We start from the raw sequence: 25959 nt of genomic DNA on the forward strand, positions 1-25959 counted from the left end.
AGCCTCTGTCGCAAATTGTAACAGTGGCCCACTTCTCAACGGCTTCACGGCGCCCTAGCCTGTGCCTTTCGCAGCGGGGAAACAGGCATGAAATTCGGGCATTTTCTTTCGACCGCGGCCATGTTGGGGCTGGCGGTTCCGGCACAGGCGCAGGATGCGGCAGGACAGGCGAAGCTGGACGCGAAATTGCGCGCCGCGGAAAAATGGCTCGAAACCTATCTGGAGCAGGAAGCCGTGCCGGGCGCCTCGGTCGCGATCGTCCACGATCAGAAGATCATCTGGTCGAAGGGCTTCGGCTACGCAAATCTGGCCGCAAAAGTGCCGGCGACCCCGCAGACGCGCTACAGCATCTGTTCGGTCTCGAAGCTGTTCACCGCGCTCGCGGCGATGCAGTTGCGCGATCAGGGCAAGCTAGACATCGACAAGCCCGTTGGGGACTATCTGCCCTGGTACAATATCCACGACGTCGACAAGCCCGATGGTCCGGTCACCGCGCGCGCGATCATGTCGCATGTCGCCGGGCTGCCGCGTGAGTCGGACACGCCTTATTGGTCGACAGCATCCTTTCCCGATCTCGATACCGTGAAGAAGCGGCTGTCCGAACAGACCAATCTCTATCGCGCCTACGACTATCTCCAATATTCGAACCTGGGCCTCACGCTGCTGGGCCAGCAGGTGGAGGCGGCGTCGGGCCAGGATTATCATGCTTATATAAAGGCGCGGCTGCTCGATCCGATCGGGCTTTCGAGCACCACGTCCGAACTGCCGAGAGCGCTTCACGGCAAGGCGTTCGCCGTCGGCTACAAGACGCGCAACGGCAAGGGTGAGCGCGCGACCTTCCCCTTCTACACGGTCAACGCGATCGCGCCGGCGGCCGGCTTCGCCTCGACGGTCGAGGATCTTGGCCGTTTCGCCTCATGGCAGTTCCGCGCGCTCGACGGCGGCGATCCGGTGATCAAGTCCTCGACCTTGCGCGAGATGCAGCGCGTCCACTGGATGTCGCCCGACAAGACCGACGAAACCTGGGGTCTCGGCTTCGCGGTCTATAACTACAAGGGCAAGACCCTGGTCGGCCATGGCGGCTATTGCCCTGGCTATCGCACAAGCCTGATGATGCGCCCGCAAGACAAGGTTGCGGTGATCGCGATGGTCAACGTCAACGACGTCAGTCCGGAAGCGATCACGCGCGGGCTCTACGATCTGGTCGCGGGAGACATCAATGCGACGTTCCCGGACAAGCCGGCGACGCCGACCGCCGCCAAGCCCGCGCCCAACGTCGATCTGTCGGTCTATGAGGGCGTCTACAACCGTCCCGGCTATGATTACGACACCTATATCCTGCCCTATGGCGAGGAACTGGTCGGCATCGGCCTTTATGCGGGCAATCCGGTCGAGGATCTCGATCGTTACCGGCATGTCGAAGGCAATGTGTTCCGCCGCATCCGGCCCGACGACACGCTTGCCGAGCCGCTGACCTTCGAGATGGGCAAGGACGGCAAGCCGGTCCGCGTCTGGAGCCACAGTAACCCGCTGGAACGGGTTGGGGGGAGATAACCAACCTCACTTGTCATTCCCGCGTTCGCGGGAATGACAAATACTGAAAAACCTTAGGCGAAGGCGGCTCTGGCGCCGTCCTCCAGCGCCTTCATCGCCAGCCGCCAGGGGAAGGGGCCGTGGCTGATCCGCGCCACGCCCAGCGCGGCGAGGCGCCCGGCGGCGGGCACGCCCGGATAATCCATGATGTTGACGGGGAGCGCCGTGCCCTCGGTCAGCCGGGCGATCAGCGCCTCGTCCTTCATGCCGGGCGCGAAGAAGCCGCTGGCCCCGGCATCGGCATAGGCGCGCGCGCGTTCCAGCGCCGCGTCGACCATCGCTTCGTCATGCGTATCGGCCGATGCCTTCAGGAAGATGTCGGTGCGGGCGTTGATGAAGAAGTCGGCGCCCAGCGCGGCGCGGATCGCGGCGATCTTCGCTGACTGATCCGCGATGCCGTGAAGCCCTTCGCCGCCGATCACCTGATCCTCGAAATTGATGCCCACGCCCCCGGCGGCGGCCACCTTGGCGACATTCTCGGCCACCTCGGCGGGATCGGTCGCATAGCCGCCTTCGAAATCGAGTGTCACCGGCAGGTCCACCACCGCCGTGATCCGTTCGAGATTGGCGAGCGCCGCAGCCATTGGCAGCCCTTGCGCGTCGGTGAAGCCGTTGGCGCCGGCGACCGAGGCGCTACCGGTCGCCAGTGCCCTGGCGCCCGCCTGCGCGACCACGGCGGCGCTGCCGGCGTCCCAGATATTGTAAAGGATGACAGGATCGCCCTTGACGTGGAGGGCGGCGAAGGCGCGGGCGCGCTCGGTCTGCGTGGTGCTCATGGCGGTAATATAGCAAGGGAACAGGACGGGAACATCCTGTTTCTTGCGGTCAACCCTTGATGATGGTCACCTGGGGATTGAGCGCGATCAGCGACTGGAGATAGCTGCGTGGCTTCTTCATCAGCGCCTTGGGAAAGCTCACCTTCAGTCCGGCCGCCTGAGCGGCTTCGCCGACGAAATGAACGCAATTGGCGTTGTTGAGATTGTAGCTCGGGCTTTTCCGTGTCCGCCAGCGTTCGACCACCGCCAGCATCGCGCGATATTGCGCATCGCTCAGCGTCACCGCGAACTGGGGATCGCTTTGCGCGATATAGCGGGCATCGGCGGTATCCAGGCGACCCGCGACCGATCCGAACAGGATCGCCGGCGTCACCGATTTGGGCGTGAAGCCGTAGTTGATGTCGACCGGCGTGCCCTCGGCGATCGTCTTGCCCTTCAGGATGAAGAAGGCGTGCGGAAAATGCTCGCCGAATTCATGGCTGTAAAAGGTGGCCACCACCTGCGCCGCGACCGGCCAGGGCAAGGCGATCAGCAGCAGCGGGAGTAGCAGGCGCGGGATGTACGGACGCATCGGGCGCTTTCTACCGTTGACGAATCCGCGCGTCGAGCCAGCGTGCGACAGCCTGCGGGCTTTGCTTGTCGGTATCGCGATCGACGCGGTAATTGGCCTCGCGCATTGTCTCGACAGGGATCGCGTTCACCAGCGGCCTGATCGCGGCGAGGAAGCGTGCGTCCCCGGCGCGCTGGGGGGCCGCGAGCAGCAGTGCGTCATAGCCTGGGATCGCGCCCTTCGGATCGGCAAGCACCGCCAGCTTCATCGCCGCGATCCGCCCGTCCGATGAAAAAGCGGAGATGACGTCCGCCTGTCCGCTCGCGAGCGCGCGGAACATGAAAGTGGGGCTGTAGGCACGCTGCGCCGCGAAGCGCAGCGGATAGGCATCGCGCAGCATCGCCCATTCGGGGCGATCGAGAAATTCGAGATCGGCGCCCAGCGTCATGTTGGGGCTCGTCCGTGCGAGATCGTCGATCGTGCGCAGGCCCAGCCGTTTCGCATCCGCCCCGCGCATCGCCAGCGCATAGGCGTTCTCGAAGCCCAGCGGCCCGACCAGCACCACGCCATGGTCGCGCCTTGTCCAGTCGCCGATCGCGGCGATCATCGCACCCCGCTCTGGCGCGTCGCCGCGCTTCATCTCGTTGGTCCAGAGCGTCCCCGAATAATCGACATAGACATCGATATCGCCCGCCGCGAGCGCGCGGAAGATCACCGCCGAGCCCAGCCCCTCACGATATTCGACAGCATAGCCCGCCGCGTTGAGGCGTTCGCCGATCAGTCGGGCAAGGATATATTGCTCGGAGAAATTCTTGGCGCCGATCACCACCGTGTCACGCGCGGGCGCCGGGAGCAGCCGGGGCAGGGCGGCTGCAATGATGCCGCCCGCAAGCAGGACAAGCCCGGTCCACACCGCGAACCGGCGCCGTTTCGCGAGACCGAGCGCGATCAGGCCGAGCAGCGCATCCGCGATCAGGGCCAGCGCGGCGGATGCGAGGCAGCCTATGAGAACGAGCGTCCAATCCTGTGTTTGCAGCCCAGCGAAGATCAGGTCGCCCAGGCCGGGTTGCCCGACCGTGGTGGAAAGCGTCGCCGCGCCGATCGTCCAGACCGCCGCCATGCGGATGCCGGCCATCACCACGGGCGTGGCGAGCGGGGCTTCGACCAGCCGCAATTTCTGCCCTGGCGTCATGCCGACACCGTCCGCCGCCTCGATCACTGCCGGATCGAGGCCGGTCAGCCCGGTCACCGCGTTGCGGAGAATGGGGAGCAGCGCGTAAAGCGTCAGCGCGAGCAGTGAGGGAAGGAAGCCGAGCGCCGGGATCCGCGTTCCGATCAATGCCGACAGGCCAAGCAATATGGGATAGAAAAGCGCCAGCAACGCCAGCGCCGGGATCGTCTGGATCAGGCTGGCGGTGGCGAGTGCGATCCGCGCGACGGCCGGTCGGCGTGCCGCGATCACGGCGAGCGGTAGACTGATCGCGAGCGCCAGTAGCAGCGCCGCCGCCGACAACAGCACATGCGCGGCGAGCAGCGCGGGCAGGCGGGCAAGCGCCTCGCTCATCCGCCATGCTCCAGCCGATACAGCCGTTCGGCCTGCGCGCGCGGCACCGCGACCAATGCATCGGCGATGGCACCGGCCCTGCCGGTCAGCAAATCCCGCGGTGTCGCATCGGCGACGATCCGGCCCGCCGCCATCACCAGCACCCGATCGGCCAGGAGCAACGCCTCCGCCATGTCATGGGTGACGAGGATGGTGGTAAGCCCCAATCGCGTATGAAGCGATCGATAGGCGCTGCCCAACTGATCGCGCGTCACCGGATCCAGCGCGCCGAACGGTTCGTCCATCAGCATCAGCGTGGGTTCGGGAGCCAATGCGCGTGCGACACCGACGCGCTGGCGTTGGCCGCCGGACAGCGCGTCGGGCATGCGAACCGCCATGTCGCGGGGCAGGTCGACCAGATCGAGAAGGCGCGCGACACGCTCGCCGGGATCGCGTCGTTCCAGGCGGAAGCCGATAGCGATATTCTCCGCGACGCTCATATGCGGGAACAGCCCGATATTCTGGAAGACATAGCCGATCCGTCGCCGCAGCAGATGCGGCGCGAGCCCGGCCACGTCCTCACCGTCGATCGAGACGCTGCCGCTGTCGGGCCGGACCAGCCGGTTGGCGGTCTTGAGCAATGTCGTCTTGCCCGATCCCGACCCGCCGACCAGCGCGACGAAGCTGCCACGCGCGATCGAGAGAGACAGCGAATCGACCGCGGTCCGGCCGTCATAGGCCTTGGTCACGGTATCGAAACGGACTGCTGAAGCGTCGGCCATCGTCATTGCTTAATGCATCGCGCGGAAAATTGGGCGCACAAAGCGAAGCGATATCAATGACCAGCGGGTCTCCTCACGATTCCGGTAGCGCGTGGCTTGAACTAACTGACCATTGTGTAAGTAATAGCCGGAATCGCACCGTCGTCATGGTTGTGTGCGAGACTGGGAGGCGATCATGAAGGCGATCTTCATCACCGGCGGCGGATCGGGAATCGGGCGGGCGACGGCGAAGCTGTTCGCGGATCGTGGCTGGTTCGTTGGGCTGGCCGACATCAACGAGGCCGGGCTCGCCGAAACCGCCGCGATGCTGCCGCCGGGCCGGTCGAGCACGCACCGGATGGATGTACGCGATCGTGCCCAATGGCAGAGTGCGCTCGACGGCTTCTCGGTGGCGAGCGGCGGACGGCTCGACATATTGTTCAACAATGCCGGGATTGCCGCTGGCGGCCAGTTCGACGTCAGCGATCCATTGGACAGCGACCGGTTGATCGACATCAACCTGAAGGGGGTGATCAACGGCGCGCATGTCGGATTGCCGCTGCTGCGCGCGACGCCGGGGTCGTGCATGCTCAACACCTGTTCGGCGGCTGGCCTTTATGGCGGGCCTGGCCTGGCCGTCTATGCGGCCAGCAAGTTCGGCGTGCGCGGCTTCACCGAAGCGCTCGACATCGAATGGCGTCCGCTGGGCATCAAGGTGCGATCGATCATGCCCAGCTTCATCGATACGCCGTTGCTCGATGCGGTGACGGCGGGCAGCAATGGCACCGCGCGTGAGAATGTCGCGGCGGCGGGGCTGGAATTCACGCCCGTCGAGGATGTGGCGCAGGCGGCTTGGGATGCCGTGCATGGCGACCGCGTTCATACCGTCGTCGGCAAGACCGCGAAGTCGATGGCCTTCGCTGCGCGCTGGATGCCGCGCATGCTGCGCAAGCAGCTTGGGACGCGGTTGGGCAGGAGATAGGCCTGACGGCCGGCGAGCCTTAATCCACCAGTGCGTCGATCGCCTCGGCCATCTCGATGTCGCGTTCGGAAAGCCCGCCCGCGTCATGCGTGGTGAGCAGGATATCGACGCGATTGTAGACGTTTGACCATTCGGGATGATGGTCGGCCGCTTCGGCGAGCAGCGCGACGCGCGTCATGAATGCGAAGGCTTCGGAGAAATTCTCGAAGGTGAAGCTGCGTGAGATCGCGTCACGGCCTTCGTCATGATCCCAGTCGGGCAGCCCGTCGAGTGCGTCTTCGCGTTCCGCTTCGCTGAGCTGATCAACCATGCATCCCTCCCTAGGCATCTCTCGGCTATTCTGCTTATGTCGCGGCATGTCGGGAACAGGTCAACAGGCGCGCCATGCGCCGAGCGCGGCGGATATCGAGGCGCTGGCGCGTGATGCGATGGAGCGATTGCCGGAGGGGTTTCGCATCCATCTCTCGGGTGTGCTGCTGATCGTCGAGGATTTCGCGGAAGAGGCGATTCTCGACGAGATGGGAATCGAGGATCCGTTCGACCTGACCGGCCTCTATTCGGGGCGTCCGGTCGGCCAGCCCGCCGCCACCGGCGACATGCCCGCCACCATCCATCTCTATCGCCGGCCGCTGCTCGACGAATGGGTCGATACCGGCGTGTCGCTTGAAGCGCTGGTGACGCATGTCCTGATCCATGAGGTCGGCCATCATTTCGGCCTGTCGGATGCCGACATGCATGCGCTGGAGGACGAGGTTCGAGAGGTCGAGCGCGGGTGACCGGCGCGCGGCTCGAATTCCGGGACGCCGCCTGCATGCGCGGCGGGCGGCTGCTGTTCGAAGGGCTGGGTTTCGCGCTTGGCCCCGGCGATGCGGCGCTGGTGACGGGACCCAACGGCATCGGCAAGTCGAGCCTGCTCCGGCTTGCCGCCGGGCTGTTGCAGCCGGCGGTCGGCGCCGTCGAGCGCGATGGCGGGATCGCGCTTGCCGACGAGAATATTGCGCTCGATCCGCAGGCGAGCCTTGGTGCCGCGATCGCCTTCTGGGCTCGGCTGGACAATGGCATGGATCGTGTCGCGTCCGCGCTGGACGCGATGGGGCTGGCGCGGCTCGCATCGGTGCCGGTAAGGATGCTCTCGACCGGGCAGCGCAAGCGCGCGACTTTGGCGCGCGTGATCGCGAGCGGCGCGCCGATCTGGCTGCTGGACGAACCCGGAAACGGGCTCGATGCCGAATCGATCGGCCGGCTGGAAGCCGCGATGGCCGCGCATCGCGCGGGTGGCGGGCTGCTGCTTGTTGCATCGCACCAGCCGTTGAAGCTGGATGGCGTGCGCACGATCTCGTTGGGAGCGGCGCGATGAGGCTGTTGCTGCTGCTCGTGCGCCGGGATGTTGCGCTGGCCTATCGCGCGGGCGGAGCATTGCTGCCCGTCGCCTTCTTCCTGCTGGTCGCCACGCTGTTTCCCTTCGCGGTAGGGCCGGATGCGCAACTGCTCGCGCGAACCGGCGGCGGCGTGGTCTGGATCGCGGCTTTGCTCGCGGCGCTGCTGCCGATCGAGCGACTGATCGAGCCCGATACGCGCGCCGGCGTGCTCGACCAGATTGCGATTCGTGGCGTCAGCGACGAGGCTGTCGCCGCAACCCGGATCCTGTCGCACTGGCTGAGCTTCGGGCCGCCATTGATGCTGGCGACCCTGCCTGCGTCCGCCCTGCTCAATCTCGACGGCGTGACATTGTGGCGGCTTGAGATCGGCCTGGCGGTGGGCACGCCCGGCCTTGCTGCGCTGGGCGTCATGATCGGCGCGATCACCGCCGGTCTGCGCGGCGCCGGCGCGCTTGCCGGGCTGTTGCTGCTGCCGCTTGCGGTGCCGCTGATCATCTTCGGCGCCGGCTCGCTCGGTGAGTTCGGCGGGGGCGGGCTCAAGCTGCTCGCGGCGGCGAGCCTGATCCTTGTCGGCATGGGGCCTTTCGCCGCCGGTGCGGCGATCCGGGCGGGCCGGGAATAGCCGCGATATCGCTTGTCTGAGCTGTCTTATTTATATAAGACACCTGATATGAAAATTCTTGAGCTTGATCAGGTTCGTAAATCGTACGGGCGCAAGCATGTGCTTGATGACGTGACGATCGATTTTCCGATCGGCCTCACCTTGCTCACCGGCCCCAGCGGTGCGGGCAAATCGACTCTTTTGCGTCTGGTGGCGAGCGCCGAACGGCCCAGCGCGGGCCGGGTGATCTGGGACGGCACACCGCTTCCCGCCGGCCGCGCGGCGCTGCGCCGGTCGCTCGGCTATGCGCCGCAGGCGGTCGATCTGCCCGACGATCTGAGCGCGCGCGCCTTCGCGATGCATATGGCCGCGCTGAAGGGGCTCGATCTTGCGGCGGCCGACGCGCAGTTCGCGGGCATTGCGGAAGCGATCGGCCTGGGCCCCGATATCGGCAACCGTATCGGCACCTATTCGGGCGGCATGCGGCGGCGGCTGATCTTCGCTCAGGCGCTGCTCGGCGCGCCGCGACTGCTGGCGCTGGATGAGCCGACGGCCGAGCTCGATCGCGAGACCGCCCGGTTGCTCGGCGCTCTCGTCGTCGAGCGTGCGCGGACCGCAGCCGTGGTGATGACCACGCATCTTGCCGATGAACTCGCGCCGCATGCCGTCGCGGTGCTGCGGGTCGAGGGTGGGCAGGTGCGGCCGGCATGAGCATGGCCGCAGTCGTCCGTTCGACGCTCCGGACCGCGCTGACCCGATATTCGTACAGCCGCGGCCTGTGGCTGTTGCTGCTGATCGCGCCGATCGGTGCGCGCTATATGGTCGCGCAGGATGACGGGACGGGGCTGCAGGTTGCCATAGGTGGGCATCTGCCGGTGATGACCTCCGCCACGCTGGGCGTGACCCTGGGCATCATCGTCTCGACATTGTTGCTGCCCGTCGGTTTCTTGTATCTCCGCTCGAACGTCACGCGCATCCAGCCCTGGCAGATCGAGGAAGTGACCCCGGCATCGCGCGTGGCGATCGCGCTCGGGCGTTTCGACGCGGACGTGGCGGTGCTGTTCGCGGTCCTGGCCGCGCTGACGGTCGCGGGCTGGTTCCTGGGCTGGCTGGTCGGGAGCGGTCCGCTCAATATCGGGCATATCGCGCTGACGTTATGGGTCGTGGCGGCGCCAAGCCTGATGATGCTCGCGGCGATCCGCACTTTTGTCGATTCGTTGCGTTTCACGCGGGGCGGATGGGGTGAGACGCTGTTCTTCATCGCGTGGCTGACCATGATCTCGGTGCCGGCGGTGCTCAGCAGCTTGCCATCCTCCTATGCGGTCAACATGCTCGACATGACGGGCTTCGTCCGTCCGCTGACCGGGCCGCAGCCGCTGGCGATGGGCGATTTCAGCATTGGGGTCACCCGCATCCTGCCGGGCCGTGCCCCGCTCGACGCGATGGCCGGGCTGGTCGCCCCCGGCTATCTGGCTTCGCGCGTCACCTGGGCGGCTCTCGCGGTGGCGCTTGCCGCGCTATCTGGATTGATCCATGCCCCGCATATCGCCAGGCCGAAACCGTCGAGGCCGGGGCTTTTCACGCGCCTCCTCGCCTTCCGTCCTGCAGCGCCGGCCACGCCCTCCACAATGCCGGCGGGGATCTCCGCGCATCCGTTGATCGGGCTGCTCAAAGCCGAGTTCCGCCTGATCGGCGACGGGCGCGCATTCCTGGTCCTGGCGGCTGGCGCCGCCCTGCTCGGCCTGCTCGGCGATTATCGCCATATCGGCAGTCCGGCGGCATTATTGCCGCTGATCTTTGGCCTGGTCGCTCATGCGTCGCGCAGCGAGCGGCTCCACACGCTTGGCGGGGTGGCGATGCTGGCGCCGATGTCGCGCCGGATCGCCTTTGTCATGGCGGGAACGGCGTGGGCGGTGGTGATGGCGCTGCCCGCCGCGATCACGCAGTTCTCGGCCGCTCCGCTTCTGCTTGCACTGGGCACGGGTCTGGTCGCGGCGCTGGTCGCCGCGACCCTGACGGGCTTCAGCCGGTCGGCCTTCGCGCCCCGGCTGATCCTGCTTCTGTTGTGGTACGGCTATTTCGCGAGCTGAAGCGGGCGTCGGACCATGAGAAAGGCGTCCGATAGCAATATATTCGATTGAAAGCCCGGCGTGCTCCGCCATGCGCTCCAATCGACAATGGCATTCGACTGCCCTATCGCATTTTATGATATTGGTCTGACAGGACAATGAATCGTGCCGAGCACTGCTGGTAGCGACGATCTCAAGCGCTACGTACATCTCGTCTGGTTCGCGCTGATGAACGTCGCGAAGGAATCGGATGTTTTGCTTACGCGCCGCAAATTATGGCGCAACCATCATCGCGTGATGGATTCGCTGAGCAAGGGGGTTGCTCGATCACTCAGCGAATTGGCGGTGCGGAACGGCACGTCGAAACAGGCGCTCCACAAATCAATTCACGGACTGCTCCGCGCAAATCTGGTCCAGGTCGAAGTCGATCCGCTGCATCGGCGCGCCAAATCGGTGAAGCTCACGCCCGCCGGCCGTAAATTCGAGGCTGCGCTGGATCGCTGCCAGGAAAGCGTGCTCGAGGCGGTCGCCGAACGCGTCGGCCAGGAGAAGATGGAGATATGGGCGGAGGTAATGGTGGAAATCGCCGCCGCGCCGAACCTTGCGAAGGACGCGTGGAATATCGAGGAAGTCACGCAGCAGGGCCCCGCGCGCTCGGGCGGACAGGCGCGCGCCGTGGCGGCCAGCCGCGCCTGACGGATAGTCGGTTTGAGAAAGCGCGGAAGAGCGCTTTCTGATGGCGGTACCGCCCTCCGCAGCCATTCCACCGATGCTTCGCATCGCCGGAACCTTCGGCTGCTCCGCCCGCTCCCCCGCCCAACCTCCCGACAGGATCATACTGGATCGGGAGGTTGGGCGGGGGAGCGGGCTGGTACCGGCTTTCTCAAACGGACTCTAAGGTCAATAGGCGGGCGGCGGATCCGAACCGCGGCAGCCGATCAGGAAATCGAAATCCGCGCCGCGGTCGGCCTGCTGCACATGCATCTGGTAGAGATCGGCATAGCCGCCGGCATAGACGGGTGACGGGGCCTGCCAGGCCTTTGCGCCGCGTCGTGCAAGTTCCTCCGGCGATATGTCCAGGTGCAGGCGTCGCGCCGCGACGTCGAGTTCGATCATGTCGCCATCGCGGACCAATGCCAGCGGTCCGCCGATAGCCGCTTCCGGTGCGACATGGAGAATGGCGGTGCCCCCGGAGGTGCCGCTCATCCGCGCGTCCGAGATCCGAACCATATCCTTCACGCCCTGCGCCAGAAGGGATGCGGGAATGGGGATGCTGCCCGCTTCCGGCATGCCGGGATAACCGCGCGGGCCGGCGCCGCGAAGGATCAGGACGCTGTCCGCCGTGGCGCCGAGCGACGGATCGTCGATCCGGCGCTTGAGATCGGCGACGCCGTCGAACACGAGCGCGGGACCACGATGTGCCAGCAGGGCGGGGCTTGCCGCCGAAAGCTTGATGACGGCGCCGTCTGGCGCGAGATTTCCGCGCAGCACGGCGATCCCGCCGGCGGGTTTGATCGGATCGGTGACGGGACGGATCATCGTGTCGTCCCAGCAGGGCGCGTCCGACACCATATCCCCGATCCGGCCGATGACGCTGGGTGCGTCATGGTCGATCGATCCGCCCAGCCGCCGCATCACCGCGGGCACGCCCCCGGCATAATAGAAATCCTCCATCAACCGGCTGCCGCCGGGCATCACGTCCGCCAGCAAGGGGATGTCGCGATTGAGACGGTCGATATCGTCCAGGTCGAGCGGAACGCCGATGCGACCGGCAATGGCGAGCAGGTGAATGGCCACATTCGTCGATCCGCCGAGCGCCGCGTTCACCCGCAACGCGTTTTCGAAGGCGCGGCGCGTGAGCAGGCGCGACATGCGAATGTCGCGCTCGACCAGGTCGACGATCGTCCGGCCCGATTCATGCGCGAGCATGCGGCGGCGCGAATCGACCGCCGGGATGGCGCCGTTCTGCGGCAAGGCCAGCCCCATGGCCTCCATCATCGCCGCCATGCTGGAGGCGGTGCCCATCGTCATGCAGCTTCCCGCCGAGCGCGAGATCGCGGCTTCGACGCCCGCCATCTCCGCCATCGTCATCCGCCCTGCGCGCACATCGTCCGACATGCTCCACAGGCTGGTGCCTGAACCGATCGTGGCGCCTTCGAACTTGCCGTTGAGCATGGGGCCGCCGGAGACCACGATCGTCGGCAGGTCGACGCTCGCCGCACCCATCGCCAGTGCGGGCGTGGTCTTGTCGCAGCCGCACAGCAGCACGACGCCGTCGATCGGATTGGCGCGGATCGATTCCTCGACATCCATGCTGACGAGGTTCCGGTACAGCATGGTCGTCGGCCGCATCAGCGTCTCGCCGAGCGACATGACCGGAAATTCGAGCGGCAAGCCTCCGGCTTCGTAGACCCCGCGCTTCACATAGTCCGCAAGGTCCCGGAGATGGGCGTTGCAGGGCGTCAGTTCGGACCAGCTGTTGCAGATGCCGATGACCGGCCGGCCATCCAGCATCGATGCGGGAATGCCCTGATTGCGCAGCCAGGATCGGTGGATCAGCCCGGTCGGGCTGTCGAGCCCGAACCATGCCGACGAGCGCCGGCCGCTTCGATTTTCGTTCACGTCATTCCCCTCGCTTCTTCCCGAATGATGTCGTCGAATATCGATTCGTCAACCCGGATGTCTTTTTGGTCGACTTTTTCGATGGCCGATGCCACCGATCCGCGATCGATCAGGGAGGCGGCGGATGAAGGTGGCACTGATAACGGGCGGCGGCAGCGGGATCGGCCGGGCAGCGGCGATGGAACTCGCGAAACTCGGCTTCACCTGCATATTGACGGGACGGCGGCGCGACGCGATCGATCTGGCCGCCGGAGAGATATCGGGTGCGCACGCCATCGCCGCGGACGTGGCGGATGCGGCCTCCGTCGACCGACTGTTCGCCGATGTTTCGGCGCGCTTCGGCCGGCTCGACCTGCTGTTCAACAACGCCGGCACCGGCATGGCGCCAACGCCGATCGCGGACATGGATCCGGCGGACTGGCGCCGGGTGGTGGATACCAACCTGACCGGCGTTTTCCTGTGCACGCGCGCCGCGATGCGGATGATGCGGGCGCAGGATCCGCAGGGCGGCCGCATCATCAACAACGGTTCGATCTCGGCGCATTCGCCGCGCCCGGATGCGGCGGCCTATACTGCCAGCAAGCATGCGGTCAGCGGATTGACCAAGGCGACGGCGCTCGAAGGTCGCCGCCACGGCATCGCGTGCGGACAGATCGATATCGGCAATGCGGCGACCGTCATGACCGGCCAGATGGCATCCGGCGTGATGCAGGCGGACGGGCGGATCGCCAGCGAACCGACGATCCCCGTGGATCTCGTCGCCCAGGCGGTCGCGCAGATGGCCGCGCTTCCCCTCGGAGCGAACATCGCGTCGCTCACGATCATGCCGACCACCATGCCCTTTATCGGCCGGGGCTGATCCAAGGCCTGGAAATCGAAGCGATATTTCGCGATAGATAAACCGGGTTGACGATTGATGCGTGCGGACATAGTTTTCCCGTGCCGGCGTCGAGGAGCGTCCGGCGTCATGGGAGAGTGGCGCGATGCGCGAGGTGTTGGAAAAACAGGGTCTGCGGTTCGGTGCGTTCATGGCGCCTTATCACGCCAATCTGAACAAGAGCGTCCATCTGGCGCTCCATCGCGATCTCGACCTTGTCGAACATCTCGATCGGCTGGGTTATGACGAGGCGTGGATCGGCGAGCATCATTCCGCCGGCGTCGAAGTGATCGCCTCGCCCGAGATCTTCATCGCCGCCGCCGCCGAACGCACCAAGCATATCCGCTTCGGAACCGGCGTGATCTCTCTGCCCTATCACAATCCGCTGATGACGGCGGATCGCATCATCCAGCTCGATCACCAGACGCGCGGCCGCGTCATGTTCGGCTTCGGACCCGGCGCCCTGCCCTCCGACGTGCATATGATCGGCCGGGCGCAGACCGAATTGCGCACCAATGTGATGCAGGGCTTCGATGCGCTGCTGCCGCTGCTGCGCGGCGAGACGGTGTCGATGAAGACCGATCATTGGGAGCTCAAGGACGCGCGCTGCCACATCCTGCCCTATACCCGGCCGCACCCGCAGATCTTCATGTCGTCGGCGGTGTCGCCGGGCGGCCCGCGCATCGCGGGCACCTATGGCCTGGGGCTGCTTTCGGCCACCACCTCTTCCGACGCGGCGTTCAATGCGCTCCAGGCCGCCTATGACATCTGGAACGATGCGGCGCGGCAGAACGGCCAGATGATCAACCGCGCCGACTGGCGCGTGGTCGGGAACTTCCACATCGCCGAAACGCGCGAGCAGGCGCGTGCCAATGTGCGCCACGGGCTGGGCCAGTGGCTGGATTATTTCCAGCGCGTCGCGACCTTCCCGGTGGCCAAGCCCGGCGCGCATGCGGCGACGCTGGACGAACAGATCGACGCGATGATCGCGCAGCATACCGTGATCGGCACGCCCGACGATCTGATCGCGCGCATCGACAAATTGTGGGAACAGTCGAACGGCGGCTTCGGCGCCATTCTCGATTGTGCGCACAACTGGGCCGACTATCCGGCGACCAAGCGGCACTATGAGCTGATCGCCGAATATGTGATCCCGCATATCCAGCGCATGAACGACGCGCGCAGCCGGTCCTGGGATTGGGCGGAAGCCAATCATCTGAGCGGCATGGAAGAGCGCGACAAGGGCGTGGCGCAGGAATTCGCGCTGTGGGAACAGCAGCGCAAGGCCGCCGAGCTCGCATCGCGATGAGGATTCGCGCCGAGCCGCGTGTTGGCGACGTGCCTCTCGACGGCGGCGGGCATATCCGCCTGGCCGAATTCGGCCAGGGCACACCCGTCGTCATGGTGCACGGGGCGGGGCTCGGCGCCAGTGGGCCGGTGCATTTTCATGCCAATATCGACGCATTTGTCGATGCCGGATACCGGGTGGTCGTGCCGGACCTGATCGGTTTCGGCGCCTCCGGCAAACCGGTCGACGATCAGGGCTATCCGCTCGAGCGCTTCACCGACACCCTTGTCGAGGCGCTGGCGCGTGCCGGCATCGCCCGCGCCGCTTTCCTGGGCAATTCGCTTGGTGGGGCGGTCTCGATCGATGCGGCGCTGCGCTATCCCGATCTGGTGTCGCGTGCCGTGCTGATCGCGCCCGGCGCGCTCGAAAGCCGGGAAACCTATTTCGCGCAGCCGATGGTGCAGCGCATGCTGGCTCCGCAGCCGGGCGCGATGGACGAAGCCCGCATGCGGACCATGCTCGAAAGCTTCGTCACCGACCCGTCGGCCGTCAGCGACGGGGCTGTGGCCGCGCGCACGCTGGTGGCACGCACGCAGCCGCCCGAAGTGCTGGGCACGATGCGATTGCCCGATCTCACCGCCCGCCTCGGTGCGCTGAACCTGCCGGTTCTTGTGATCTGGGGCGCGGCGGATGGCATCTGCCCGGTTTCGGGCGCGCTGAAATTCGCGACCGGTTGCAGCGACGCGACCGTGATCGTCTATTCAGGGGTCGGCCATTGGCCGATGACCGAGCGGCCGGAAACGGTGAACGCGGCCGCGCTCGAATTTCTGTCGCGATAGCGGGGATCGGCCGCAGGACCGTTCAACCGGCTAATCGCACGAGCGCATCGACCGCGAAACAGCCTTCGCCTGCGGGACGCACGATCATCGGATTGACTTCCAGTTCGGCGATATACGGGGTTGCGAGCGCCAGGTCCGAAATTGCTGCCATCGCGTCCGCCAGCGCGTCGATATCGGCCATGGGCCGGCCGCGAAAGCCCGTCAGCAACGGCGCGCAGGTGAGTTCTTCCAGCATCGCCCTGGCCGTCCGGCGATCCACCGGCAGCAGGCGCACGGCGATGTCGCGATAGAGCTCGGTCAGCACGCCGCCCAGCCCCAATGTCATCACCGGTCCGAAAGTCGGATCGCGGGTGATGCCGATCAGCATGTCCTGCCCGGCAAGTTGTTTCTGCACCACGACGCCCCTGATCTCCGCATCGGGCCGTTCGGCGGTCGCGCGTGCGATGATCGACCGGAATGCCGTTCGAAGCTGGTCGGCATCGCGGATGTCGAGCGCGACGCCGCCAATCTCGGTCTTGTGTGCCACGTCCGGGCTGGAGAGCTTGATCACTACCGGATAGCCGAGCGCTTCGGCGGCGGTGAGTGCCGCCGCTTCGTCCGCCGCCTCGACCTCGTCGACGGTCGGGATGCCGGCTTCGGCGAGCCATTTCTTGCCTTCCACTTCGGTGAGGCTCCGCCTGCCGCCTGCATGGAGGCCTTCAAGCCAGTCCGGGCGCGCGATCGCGCGTCGTGCGGCCGGTCGCCACTGGCCGTCCGCCATGTCCTGCGCCCAGCGAAGATAGGCGGCGATGCCGGAAACGGCGCGGAGCGCGTCGGCGAACACCTCGACTCCGGCGGCGCGCAAGGACGTTGCCGAGCGCGCATGCGACGGATCGAGCGCGACGATGAGCTTGTCCGTGCGCTGGCGGATCTCGAGCAGGATCGGCGCGGCCGCATCGAGCAGCGAGCCCATGATGTAGATCAGGATGCAATCGATCGCGTCGGATTCGATCAGTGCGTCCAGAACCGTGCGCAGATGATTCATGTCGTTGATGACATTGCCGGTCAGATCGACGGGATTGCTGACCATGCCATAGCTGGGAATGGCGGTGCGCAATCGCGCCTGCACCGTATCGGGCAGGGTCGGGACGGGGACGCCGGCATCGTCGAACATGTCCGAAAGAAAGGCGCAGCCGGCGCCCGACAGCGAGACGATGCAGACGCCGGGCCGGACCGGGCGGGCGCCGGTGTTCCACAGCCGGGCGAGATCCATGACTTCGGCCGGATCGCGGCCCATGCCGATGCCGAGCTGGCGGAACGCGGCCTGGGTCACGATCGCGTCCCCCGCCATCGCCCCGGTGTGCGATATCGTCGCTTCGCGTCCCTTCTCCGATCGTCCGACCTTGGCGAGGAACAACGGCTTGCCGGCGTCGCGGAGGCGGAGGGCGGCGTTCATGAACGCGGCGCCGTCGCGCACCTGTTCGCAATAGCCGAGCACGGCCCCGGTCGCGGGATCGGCCGCGAAATGATCGAGATAGGCGGCGAAATCGACGCCCGCCTCGTTTCCGGTCGAAACGAAATAGGACATGCCGATCCCGAAATCGCGCGCGTCGCTGGCCATCATGCTCACGCTGTTGCCGCTCTGCCCGATCAGCGCGAGTGGCCCGGCAGGCAGGGGCTCGCCCAATGTGGTGAGGAAGGACGCGGTGGTCCCGGTCGCGATATTGCCGATGCCGATCGTGTTCGGCCCGGCGATCGCCATCGCGCTGCCGGCGATGAAGGCCTTCAGCTTCGCATCGCGCGCCAGGCCTTCCGGGGTCGGATCCTCGCCGAAGCCGGCGGCGAACAGGATCGCGGCGCGGGCGCCCAGCCGATCGAGCGCGTCGAGCGCGTCGAGCGCCGCGTCGGCGGCGACCGCCACGATCGCCAGGTCGGGCGCCCATGGCAGGGCATCGATATCGGCGTAGCAGCACAGCCCCTGGATCTCGCCATGATTGGGATTGACCGGCAGGATCCGGTCCGCCGGAAAACCTCGCGCCAGCAGGTTGGCGAGCGGAATACCGCCGATGCGCAGGGGATTGGGTGAAGCGCCGACAATCGCGATGCTTTTCGGATCGAGCAGGGCCGAAAGGTCGCGTGTGCTCGTGGAATCGTCCGGCATGGTCGTGCCCCTCATCGCGGGTCGGGCATCCCGATGCCGCGCGCAAGAATGGAAAGCTGGATCTCGTTCGATCCGGCGAAAATCGAATAAGCGAGGTCGTTGAGCGCGATCGGCACCGCCGCGCGCCGGCGTTCCGCTATCGGATCGCTGGCCGGCTGTTCGTGCAGTGGCCGGGCGAGCGGCCAGCGCAATGCGTCCGGGCCAAGGGCATCGCAGGCGAGCGCGCCGATCTGCTGCCGGATCTCCGCCATCCGCAATTTGCGGGCGGAAGCCGACAGGCCGGGCTCCAGCCCGTCCTCGGGCTGGGCAATCGCGAGCAGTTCCAGCATCTCGATCGCGTCGATCGCGGCCGCGATATCGGCGATGCGATCATCGAACGCATCACCGTCGACGCATTCGAGCGCCCCGGCCAGATAGCCGCGCAGCGACGGCGCGACCACGCTGCCGCCGCGTTCGTGCTCGAGCAGGAATTTGGCGCAAGCCCAGCCGTGATGCTCTTCGCCGACTCGGTTGGTGACGGGCACGCGGACATCGTCGAAAAAGACCTCGTTCACCTCATGCTCGCCGGGGATCGTCTCGATCGGCCTGACGGTGATGCCGGGGGTGGCCATGTCGATCAGCAGGAAGCTGATGCCGTCCTGCCGCCGCCCCGTGCTTGCGGTGCGCACAAGCGCGAACATCCGGTTCGCATGCTGGGCCTGGGTGGTCCAGATCTTCGATCCGTTGACGACATAATGATCGCCGTCACGCACCGCCGTCGTGCGCAGCGCGGCAAGGTCCGATCCCGCGCCCGGCTCCGAATAGCCCTGGCACCATATGTCCTTGCCCGAAAATATGCCGGGCAGATGGCGGCGCTGTTGCTCATCGGTGCCGAAGCGGAGCAGCACGGGCGCAAGCATGCGAATGCCCTGCAACTGCAAGGGCGGCGCGCCGGCGCGGCCATATTCGCTCTCGAACAGATAGGCCTGGAGTGGGCTCCAGCCGGTGCCGCCGGCTTCGGCGGGAAGATAGGGTGCGATCCAGCCGCGTTCGAACAGTGTCGCATGCCAGGGCTGCGCCACCGCCGGTTCGGCGAATACGCCCACGGTCAGCCTGGCGCCGCGCTTCGTGTCCGCATCAAGGGCGTCTTCGAGGAAATCGGCGATGCCGGCGCGAAACAGGTCTTCGTCGCGGGAAAGCGCGAGCGTCCTGCCGATGCCGTCATCGTCCGGGTCGGGGGGCTGGGCGAGGGGCGCGCGTGCGGTATCCGCGTCGCGCATCGCGGTCGCCAGCATGCGTCGCCTGCCGCGCAGATCGTGCATATGCGCGAAGGCGAACACCGCCTTCAAATGCCTGCCGATGCCGAGCGCCTCGGTCATGCCGAGCGCGCCATGGAGGTGCACCGCCTCGCGCGCGACATGATCGCCGACCGCCGCCACCCTGAGCACGGCGCTGGCAATCGCGCGTGCGCGGAATGCCGGGCGTTCGCGCTCTCCCACGGCCGCGAGGGCGGCGGCCGCGCGCGCTTCCTGGGCGAGCACCGCCATGCGTGCGATACGGTGCTGCACCGTCTGGAAGGCGCCGATCGGCCGGCCGAACTGTTCCCGGATACGGCTGTGTTGCAGGGTCGCGTCGAGCATCGCGTCGATCGCGCCCGATATCATGGCGGCCTGTGCTGCGATGGTGCGATCGGCGATGCGGGCGAGGATTCCGGCGGCGTCACCCGTTCCCAGCCGATGGCCGGCGGCGAGCGGAAGATCGAAATCGAGATCGGCCGAAAGGCGCCCGTCGATCGTCGCCACCGGGGAGAGCGACAGGCCCGGTTGGTCGCGGCCGGTGAGATAGATGGCGGTCGTTCCATCCGCTTCCCGGGCGGCCACCAGGAACATGTCCGCCCATCCCCCGGCAGGGACGAGTCGTGCCGCGCCCGTGATCCGGACCGCGCCGTCGCCGGCAGGGTGCGCGTCGATCGCTCCCGTCGCCAGCGCCATCACGGTCTTTCCGGCCACAAGCGCCGGTATGAGCGTCTCGCGTTGCGTGTCGGTCCCGATCCGGTCGATCAGTCCGCCACAGGTGATGACGGTTTCCACGAACGGCGCGCGGACCTGCGCCTTACCCAGCAATCGCGCCACGATCGCGATCTCGTCGCATCCGCCCTCGCTGCCGCCATGTTCGCCGGCGATCCCGATGCCGAGAATGCCGAGCTCCGCCAGCGCGCTCCACAGGTCCGGTCGAAATTCGCCCGGTGCTGGGCGCGCGGCCGGATCATCGTAATCATCAAGGAGCCGACGGATGCTGTCTTCCAGCATCCGTTGTTCGGGCGTCGTCTCCAGTCTCATCGGCCGGATTGGCCCTGGCCGGTGGGTTTGCGCAGGAAGGACGGCGCGTTGGTCGGGTCCATGAGCTGGCCGAACAGGAGCTGGTTGTGCTGGTGGCACAGGTGATGGAGCGCGAAGACGGAGTCGATCGCGGTGGCCTGCTGCCCGGTATCGACGCAGCGATTGACCGCTTCCTTCGCCAGCTTGAGCGCGAAGGCCGGTTTGGCGGCGATCCTGGAGGCCATGTCGAGCACGAAGGCGTCGAGCGTTTCGACGGGAACGACATGGTTCACCATGCCCAGCCGCCACGCCTCCTGCGCATCCCAGGAATCGGAGGTGAACAGATGTTCCTTGGCCTTGCGCGGGCCCAGTTCCCAGGGATGGGCGAACCATTCGATGCCCATCATGCCGAAGGTGACGACAGGATCGGCGAAGCGCGCATCGTCGGCGGCGACGATCAGGTCGCAGGCCCAGGCGAGCGCGAGCCCGGCGCCGAGGCAATTGCCCCTGACCGCGGCGATGGTGGGTTTGGCCAGATTGCGCCAGCGCTTGGTGAGGCCGAGATAGATCTCCTGTTCGCTCGCATACCAGCCATGCGCGCCGGCTTCGTCGAAGCCGCCCCAATGGCCGGTCGCGGGGCGATCCCGGCCGAGCGCCATGCCTGCACCCTTGAGGTCGTGGCCGGCCGAGAAATCGCGGCCCTCGCCACCCAGGATGATGCAGCGCACCGTTTCATCCGCGATCGCGCGATCGAATGCGTCGTTGAGCGCGTAGAGCAGAGGGAAGTCCTGCGCATTGCGCTGTTCCGGGCGGTTGAGCCTGATCCGGGCGACGCCCGGTGTTTCGTCGTCGTACAGGACAAGCGGGGATGTGGCGTCCGGCATGATCTCTCCCTGTTCTTTTGTTTGGCGTTCGTCCCTGATCGGTGCGCTCAATCCAGCAGGTCGGGCTCCTCGGCGGTGATCTGCTCCCAATAGGGCTGGAAGCCGCAATAGGCGCCGCATTCGCCGCCAAGCTGATCGCGGGTGTGGCGGGCGATCTCCGGCGACATCTTGATGGGCGTGCCGGCGGCTTCCGCCAGCAATTGCGTCTGGCAGGCATTCTCCATCGCCAGATAGCGCCAGGTCGCCGCCTCCACCGACTGGCCGACGGTGAGCAGCCCGTGATTCTGCAGGATGGCGGCATTGTGCCGGCCCAGCGCCGTGCCGATCCGTTCGCCTTCGCTGGTGTCGAACACCACGCCGGTGAATTCGTCGTAGAGCGCATGCGCTTCGAAAAATGCCGCGGAATCCTGGCTGATCGGGTCGAGCAGGCGGCCGAGCGACGCGAAGGCCTTGCCGTAGAGCGAGTGGGAATGCGCGGCGGCGGTAATGTCCGGGCGCATGGCGTGCAGGCGCGAATGGATCGCGAACGCCGCCTGGTTGAGCCATGGTTTCACCCGTGCCGGCGGGGTCACGATTTCGCCCGTATGATTGACGAGCATCAGATCCGATACGCGGATCTTGGTGAAATGCACGCCGAACGGGTTGACCCAGAAATGATCGAGATGCTCGGGATCGCGCACGGTGATGTGGCCGGCGCCGCCCATGTCGAACCGAAAGCGGCCGAAAATGCGATAGGCGGCGGCCAGGCGCTGCTTGCGCGAAAGCCGTTCCTCCTCGACGCTCTGGCGCTGTGGCGTGACGAAGCTTTCCGGGTCGCCGATCGGGATGCTTTCGATCTTGATGTTGTGGCGCTCGACGGGCGCAACGGCGGTCAGGGTCATCTCACACCTCTCCCTCGATTATTTCCTGCTCGAAATGCGCGCGCATCAGCGCGGTGGCGAGCGTCCGGGTCGCGGCGAACGCCTGGAAGGTGTTGGCGCCATTGTGCGGGCTCAGCACGACGTTCGGCAGCGTCCGGAATGCGGGGGCATAAACGGGCTCATGCTCGAACACGTCGAGGCCCGCCGCGCCGAGCCGTCCTTCGGAAAGCGCCGCGAGCAACGCATCCTCGTCCACCAGCGAGCCGCGCGCGATATTGACCAATATGCCCCTGGGGCCCAGCGCCGTCAGCATCGCGTCGTCGACGACATGATATGTTTCGGGTGTCGCGGGGGCGGCCACGACAAGCACGTCGACCGCCCGTGTGAGCGCGCCGGGCTCGGCATGGAAATCATAGGGCAGATCGGGCTGCGGCGTGCGTGCGTGGTAATGCACCGGCATGTCGAAGGCGGCGGCGCGGCGTGCGATCGCCCTGCCGATATTGCCCATGCCGAGAAGCCCGATCGACCGCCCGCTCAATCGATCGCTGGTGCGGTTGATCCAGTCGCCCGCGCGCATCGCGGCGTCGGCCGAAACGATGCCTCGGCCCGCCGCGATCATCAGGCCGATCGCCAGCTCGGCGACGTCGTCGGCATTGGTGCCGGGCGTGTTGAGGACGGTGATGCCGCGTTCCGAGGTCGCCTGGACGTCGATCGCGTCGATCCCCGCACCCATGACGACGATCAGTTCCAGCGCGGGCAGGCGATCCAGCAATGCGCGGCCGACGGGCTGGGCGCCGGCATAGGTCAGAATGGCGCGCATCCCGTCCAGCGCGGGGCCGGCGGCGTCGAGATCGCTCGCGTTCCACAGCTTGTGCAGGCGGAATCCGTCGCCCAGCAGTGCCGCGACCTCGTCGTGCATCCAGAAGCCCAATGTCGCGATATCTATCGTCAACCCAGTTGCCTTTCGATCCGATTGGTGGCTGCGAATAGATATTGAAGTCGTTCTTGGCAAGGGTCAACCGGGTAGCCATTTGGTGGTTTTGATCGCCGAAATTTTCTTCTAGTGTCAGTACATGATGTGCGGGAAATGGCCGATCTGGTCAGCCATGACGCGTCTGGGCAGAGGAGCCATGGGGCATGGAAGAAGCGTCAACCGGTGTGCAAAGGGCTGAAGATTATCCGCGTGCGTCGCAGGGATGGTTCGCGGTCGGCGTCCTGAGTGCGCTTTATGCCTGCTCGTTCATCGATCGGCAGATCATCGCGCTGATGGTGGTGCCGATCCAGCGGGATCTGGCGCTCAGCGACACGCAGATGAGCCTGTTGCTCGGTCCGGCCTTCGCCATCTTCTTCGCCTTGATGGGGTTGCCGATGGGCGCGCTGGTCGATCGCGTCTCGCGCAAGGGCGTGATCGCGACCGGGGTCGCCGCCTGGTCGCTCTTCACCGCCGGGTGCGGGCTGTCATCCAGCTACGCACAATTGTTCCTGATGCGCATGGGCGTGGGCGTGGGGGAGGCGACGCTGGGGCCGGGCGCCTATTCGATGATCACCGATTATTTCCGCGCCAGCCATTTGTCGCGCGCGATGTCCGTCTTCGGCCTTGGCGTCGTCTTCGGCAGCGGGCTAGCGTCGATTATCGGCGGCTATGTCATCGAAGCCTCGATGTCGGTGGGGGAGGTGGCGGTGCCGCTGCTCGGCGTGCTGCGCCCCTGGCAGGTGGTGTTCGTCAGCGTGGGGCTTCCGGGGCTGCTGCTCGCCGCGCTGATGATGGCGGTGCGCGAGCCGTCGCGCCGTGCTCCCGTAGCCGCTGTCGAGGCTGGCGGTCTGTGGCGGCAATTGTCGCGGCGCCGTCATGCCTATCTGGCGTTGATGGGCGGTTTCGGGCTGTTCTCCCTGTTCGGCTATGGCGCCGGCGCCTGGCTTCCGACCTATCTGATGCGCAGTCACGGCTTCCCGGTGCATCAGGTCGGCCTGCTCATCGGCCTGGGCACGATCATTCTCGGCGCTTCGGGAACGCTCTTCTGGGGCGCTTTCAACGATCGGCTGGTGAGCAAGGGGCGTCGTGACGCGCCTTTTGTCCTGGGGCCGATCATCGGGCTCGGCCTTGGCGTCGCCGGCGTGACCATGGGGCTTGCGACGTCGCATGCGCTCGTCATCGCCGGCGTGTTGCTGTTCGCGCTGTTCGGCGCGGTGTGGAGCGGCATCACCGCGGCGTCGCTGCAACTCATGACGCCGGGCAGGTTCAGGGGGCGCGTCTCGGCGGTCTATCTGATCGTGAACAATGCCGTCGGCCTGGGTGTCGGTCCCTTGCTGATCGCGCTGGCGACCGACCGTCTTTTCGGCGATCCGCTGGCCGTCGGCAAATCGATCGCGCTGGTGGGCGGCGTCGTCCTGACGATCGCGATCTTCCTGCTGATGTCCGGCCGCAAGGCGTATCTCGCGGCGCTGGACGAAGAGGCCGGTGTCGCTGTGGAGGCGATCAGGGCGTGAGGATGATCTTGCCGATATGCGTTGAGCTTTCCATCAGCCGGTGTGCGTCGGCGGCGCGGTCGAGCGGGAAGCTGCGATCGATCACCGGGCGCGCGTCGCCGCGCTCGAACAGCGGCCAGACCGCGCGGTGAAGCGAGGCGGCGAGTTCCGCCTTGTAGGCGGCGGGGCGGGTGCGCAGCACATTGCCCGTCACCATCGCCTGTTTGAGCATGATCGGTGCGATCGAGATCCCGTCGGCGACCACGCCGCCAATCCCGCCGATCAGTGAAATGCGCCCGCGCTGGGCCAGCAGATCGATATTGCGCGCAAGATAGGGCCCGGCGACCATGTCGATGATCACATCGATGCCGGCATCATCGGTGGCCTGTCGCAGCGCCGACACGAAATCCGTCTCGCGGTAATTGACGGCCTGCGCGCAACCGATGCGCTCAAGCCAGGCGGTCTTGGCGTCGCTGCCGGCGGTCGCGAAGACGCGCGCGCCCGTTGCCAGCCCGAGCTGGATCGCGGCGATGCCCACGCCGCTCGTGCCGCCATGCACCAGCAGGCTCTCGCCCTTAGCCAGCCCGCAGCCACGTACGACATGGTCATAGGCGGTGAACCAGTTTTCAGGGATCGCCGCCATTTCCGCGACGCTGAATCCCGCAATACCGGGCAGGCACAGCGCGGGTGCCGCGACGCAATATTCGGCATAGCCGCCGCCGGGCACCAGTGCGCACACGGTCTGGCCGAGCCAGGACGGGGAAACGCCGTCGCCGCAAGCGCGCACGATTCCCGCGACTTCCAGCCCCGGCAGGTCGCTCGCACCGGGCGGCGGCGGATAATTCCCTTCCCGCTGCAACACGTCCGGCCGGTTGACGCCCGCGGCCGCGACTTCGATCAGCAACTCGCCGGATCCGGGCCGGGGGCAGGGGCGTTCGGTCGGCTGTAGCATCTCGGGCGCGCCATGGGCGACGATCTCGATCGCGCGCATGGTCTTGGGCAATTCCCGCAATTCCTGTCTCCCTCGTTGCGGCGGCGACCTATCGTGTCGCGTCGAGATCGTAAACCAGCAATACGATTAAATATCAGTGGCGAGCAAAAAACTTGCATGGCGCCGATTCTAAAAATAGAGATAAGTATATGATACTAATACATATTATCTAGAAATACGCGGGATTATGGCATGAGCATGGTTGCCGGAAGAATCGTTATCCTGGTTGACGATTGATATCATATTGGTCATATTGAGTCTCGAGCAGCCCAGAGAGGCCGCGAATAGGGAGGGTGTCATGGATCATCCGAACATGGTTCACGCCGCCGGTTTCGGCTTGCGTCGATGCCTGTCGCCCGTCTCGCGTTTCTCTGTCGCCGTGTCGCCGGCTTGCCTGCTCGCGGGCTTCCTTGCCGGCCGTCAGCTTCACATTTCGGGGGA

25 protein-coding genes are annotated in these 25959 nt (G+C 66.2%); 12 read left to right on the top strand and 13 right to left on the bottom strand.

Going from position 1 to position 25959, the window contains the following annotated elements:
- The first annotated feature begins 87 nt into the window (after nucleotides 1–87).
- Nucleotides 88–1554 (top strand): serine hydrolase, encoded by a 1467-nt coding sequence (locus tag ACODTA_RS22745; protein ID WP_489068915.1) that lies wholly within the window; start codon nucleotides 88–90, stop codon nucleotides 1552–1554.
- Nucleotides 1555–1607: 53 nt separating this feature from the next.
- Here the strand turns inward: ACODTA_RS22745 and ACODTA_RS22750 are convergent, their stop codons facing one another.
- The 4 genes from ACODTA_RS22750 to ACODTA_RS22765 are packed head-to-tail and all read right to left on the bottom strand — an operon-like array spanning nucleotide 1608 to nucleotide 5250.
- A complete protein-coding gene (locus ACODTA_RS22750; RefSeq protein ID WP_489068917.1) occupies nucleotides 1608–2369 on the bottom strand; it encodes an isocitrate lyase/PEP mutase family protein in 762 nt (253 codons plus the stop codon).
- A 49-nt stretch (nucleotides 2370–2418) separates the two neighbouring features.
- Complete coding sequence (locus tag ACODTA_RS22755) at nucleotides 2419–2940, bottom strand: hypothetical protein (protein ID WP_489068919.1); 522 nt, start codon at nucleotides 2938–2940, stop codon at nucleotides 2419–2421.
- A 10-nt stretch (nucleotides 2941–2950) separates the two neighbouring features.
- Nucleotides 2951–4483, bottom strand: coding sequence for an ABC transporter permease/substrate-binding protein (locus ACODTA_RS22760; protein ID WP_489068920.1), 1533 nt, complete (start codon nucleotides 4481–4483; stop codon nucleotides 2951–2953).
- Nucleotides 4480–5250: an ATP-binding cassette domain-containing protein gene (locus ACODTA_RS22765; protein WP_489068921.1), complete on the bottom strand. Its 771-nt coding sequence runs from the start codon at nucleotides 5248–5250 to the stop codon at nucleotides 4480–4482. The genes ACODTA_RS22760 and ACODTA_RS22765 overlap by 4 nt, the downstream gene beginning before the upstream one ends.
- Before the next feature lie 169 nt (nucleotides 5251–5419).
- On the opposite strand from ACODTA_RS22765, the gene ACODTA_RS22770 reads away from it, so the two are divergent.
- Nucleotides 5420–6205, top strand: coding sequence for an SDR family oxidoreductase (locus ACODTA_RS22770; RefSeq protein WP_489068922.1), 786 nt, complete (start codon nucleotides 5420–5422; stop codon nucleotides 6203–6205).
- Nucleotides 6206–6224: 19 nt separating this feature from the next.
- On the opposite strand, the gene ACODTA_RS22775 is transcribed toward ACODTA_RS22770, so the two are convergent.
- Nucleotides 6225–6515 carry a 4a-hydroxytetrahydrobiopterin dehydratase gene (locus tag ACODTA_RS22775; RefSeq protein ID WP_489068923.1) on the bottom strand — a complete coding sequence of 97 codons (291 nt, stop codon included), beginning with the start codon at nucleotides 6513–6515 and terminating at the stop codon, nucleotides 6225–6227.
- A gap of 46 nt (nucleotides 6516–6561) precedes the next feature.
- Here ACODTA_RS22775 and ACODTA_RS22780 point away from each other — a divergent pair, with 46 nt between their 5' ends.
- The 6 genes from ACODTA_RS22780 (at nucleotide 6562) to ACODTA_RS22805 (ending at nucleotide 10950) form a co-directional block, all read left to right on the top strand.
- A complete protein-coding gene (locus tag ACODTA_RS22780) occupies nucleotides 6562–6981 on the top strand; it encodes a metallopeptidase family protein (protein WP_489068924.1) in 420 nt (139 codons plus the stop codon).
- Complete coding sequence (gene ccmA, locus ACODTA_RS22785; protein ID WP_489068925.1) at nucleotides 6978–7562, top strand: heme ABC exporter ATP-binding protein CcmA; 585 nt, start codon at nucleotides 6978–6980, stop codon at nucleotides 7560–7562. Before ACODTA_RS22780 ends, ccmA begins: the two co-directional genes overlap by 4 nt.
- Nucleotides 7559–8206: a heme exporter protein CcmB gene (locus ACODTA_RS22790; RefSeq protein WP_489068927.1), complete on the top strand. Its 648-nt coding sequence runs from the start codon at nucleotides 7559–7561 to the stop codon at nucleotides 8204–8206. Before ccmA ends, ACODTA_RS22790 begins: the two co-directional genes overlap by 4 nt.
- A gap of 99 nt (nucleotides 8207–8305) precedes the next feature.
- The gene (locus ACODTA_RS22795) at nucleotides 8306–8896 is read left to right on the top strand and encodes an ATP-binding cassette domain-containing protein (RefSeq protein ID WP_489068929.1); all 591 of its coding nucleotides are present in this window, start codon (nucleotides 8306–8308) and stop codon (nucleotides 8894–8896) included.
- Complete coding sequence (locus tag ACODTA_RS22800; protein ID WP_489068930.1) at nucleotides 8893–10275, top strand: hypothetical protein; 1383 nt, start codon at nucleotides 8893–8895, stop codon at nucleotides 10273–10275. Before ACODTA_RS22795 ends, ACODTA_RS22800 begins: the two co-directional genes overlap by 4 nt.
- A 144-nt stretch (nucleotides 10276–10419) precedes the next feature.
- Nucleotides 10420–10950, top strand: a complete 531-nt coding sequence (locus tag ACODTA_RS22805; RefSeq protein WP_489068932.1) for a MarR family winged helix-turn-helix transcriptional regulator — start codon at nucleotides 10420–10422, stop codon at nucleotides 10948–10950.
- A 204-nt stretch (nucleotides 10951–11154) separates the two neighbouring features.
- Here the strand turns inward: ACODTA_RS22805 and ACODTA_RS22810 are convergent, their stop codons facing one another.
- Entirely contained in the window at nucleotides 11155–12876 is a 1722-nt protein-coding gene (locus ACODTA_RS22810; RefSeq protein ID WP_489068934.1) for an IlvD/Edd family dehydratase, read from the bottom strand.
- Nucleotides 12877–13000: 124 nt separating this feature from the next.
- Between ACODTA_RS22810 and ACODTA_RS22815 the strand changes: the two genes are divergently transcribed.
- From ACODTA_RS22815 to ACODTA_RS22825, 3 genes are all read left to right on the top strand, one after another.
- Nucleotides 13001–13735, top strand: a complete 735-nt coding sequence (locus tag ACODTA_RS22815) for an SDR family oxidoreductase (protein ID WP_489068936.1) — start codon at nucleotides 13001–13003, stop codon at nucleotides 13733–13735.
- A 124-nt stretch (nucleotides 13736–13859) separates the two neighbouring features.
- Nucleotides 13860–15062, top strand: coding sequence for an LLM class flavin-dependent oxidoreductase (locus ACODTA_RS22820; RefSeq protein WP_489068939.1), 1203 nt, complete (start codon nucleotides 13860–13862; stop codon nucleotides 15060–15062).
- On the top strand, nucleotides 15059–15880 hold the full coding sequence (locus tag ACODTA_RS22825; protein ID WP_489068941.1) for an alpha/beta fold hydrolase: 822 nt from the start codon (nucleotides 15059–15061) through the stop codon (nucleotides 15878–15880). Before ACODTA_RS22820 ends, ACODTA_RS22825 begins: the two co-directional genes overlap by 4 nt.
- Nucleotides 15881–15902: 22 nt before the next feature.
- Here ACODTA_RS22825 and ACODTA_RS22830 read toward each other — a convergent pair whose 3' ends face one another.
- The 5 genes from ACODTA_RS22830 to ACODTA_RS22850 are packed head-to-tail and all read right to left on the bottom strand — an operon-like array spanning nucleotide 15903 to nucleotide 23013.
- The gene (locus ACODTA_RS22830) at nucleotides 15903–18020 is read right to left on the bottom strand and encodes an acetate--CoA ligase family protein (RefSeq protein ID WP_489068943.1); all 2118 of its coding nucleotides are present in this window, start codon (nucleotides 18018–18020) and stop codon (nucleotides 15903–15905) included.
- An 11-nt stretch (nucleotides 18021–18031) separates the two neighbouring features.
- Nucleotides 18032–20338 carry an acyl-CoA dehydrogenase family protein gene (locus tag ACODTA_RS22835; RefSeq protein ID WP_489068945.1) on the bottom strand — a complete coding sequence of 769 codons (2307 nt, stop codon included), beginning with the start codon at nucleotides 20336–20338 and terminating at the stop codon, nucleotides 18032–18034.
- Nucleotides 20335–21201 carry an enoyl-CoA hydratase gene (locus tag ACODTA_RS22840; RefSeq protein WP_489068947.1) on the bottom strand — a complete coding sequence of 289 codons (867 nt, stop codon included), beginning with the start codon at nucleotides 21199–21201 and terminating at the stop codon, nucleotides 20335–20337. The genes ACODTA_RS22835 and ACODTA_RS22840 overlap by 4 nt, the downstream gene beginning before the upstream one ends.
- Nucleotides 21202–21248: 47 nt before the next feature.
- The gene (locus ACODTA_RS22845; protein WP_489068949.1) at nucleotides 21249–22082 is read right to left on the bottom strand and encodes a class II aldolase/adducin family protein; all 834 of its coding nucleotides are present in this window, start codon (nucleotides 22080–22082) and stop codon (nucleotides 21249–21251) included.
- Nucleotide 22083: 1 nt separating this feature from the next.
- Entirely contained in the window at nucleotides 22084–23013 is a 930-nt protein-coding gene (locus tag ACODTA_RS22850; protein ID WP_489068951.1) for an NAD(P)-dependent oxidoreductase, read from the bottom strand.
- 185 nt (nucleotides 23014–23198) lie between these two features.
- Here ACODTA_RS22850 and ACODTA_RS22855 point away from each other — a divergent pair, with 185 nt between their 5' ends.
- Nucleotides 23199–24548, top strand: coding sequence for an MFS transporter (locus ACODTA_RS22855; RefSeq protein ID WP_489068953.1), 1350 nt, complete (start codon nucleotides 23199–23201; stop codon nucleotides 24546–24548).
- Here the strand turns inward: ACODTA_RS22855 and ACODTA_RS22860 are convergent.
- A complete protein-coding gene (locus ACODTA_RS22860) occupies nucleotides 24538–25539 on the bottom strand; it encodes an NAD(P)H-quinone oxidoreductase (protein WP_489068955.1) in 1002 nt (333 codons plus the stop codon). The genes ACODTA_RS22855 and ACODTA_RS22860 overlap by 11 nt on opposite strands.
- A gap of 196 nt (nucleotides 25540–25735) precedes the next feature.
- On the bottom strand, nucleotides 25736–25948 hold the full coding sequence (locus ACODTA_RS22865; RefSeq protein ID WP_489068957.1) for a hypothetical protein: 213 nt from the start codon (nucleotides 25946–25948) through the stop codon (nucleotides 25736–25738).
- Nucleotides 25949–25959: the final 11 nt, after the last annotated feature.

Source organism: Sphingomonas sp. FG14 (assembly GCF_057809675.1).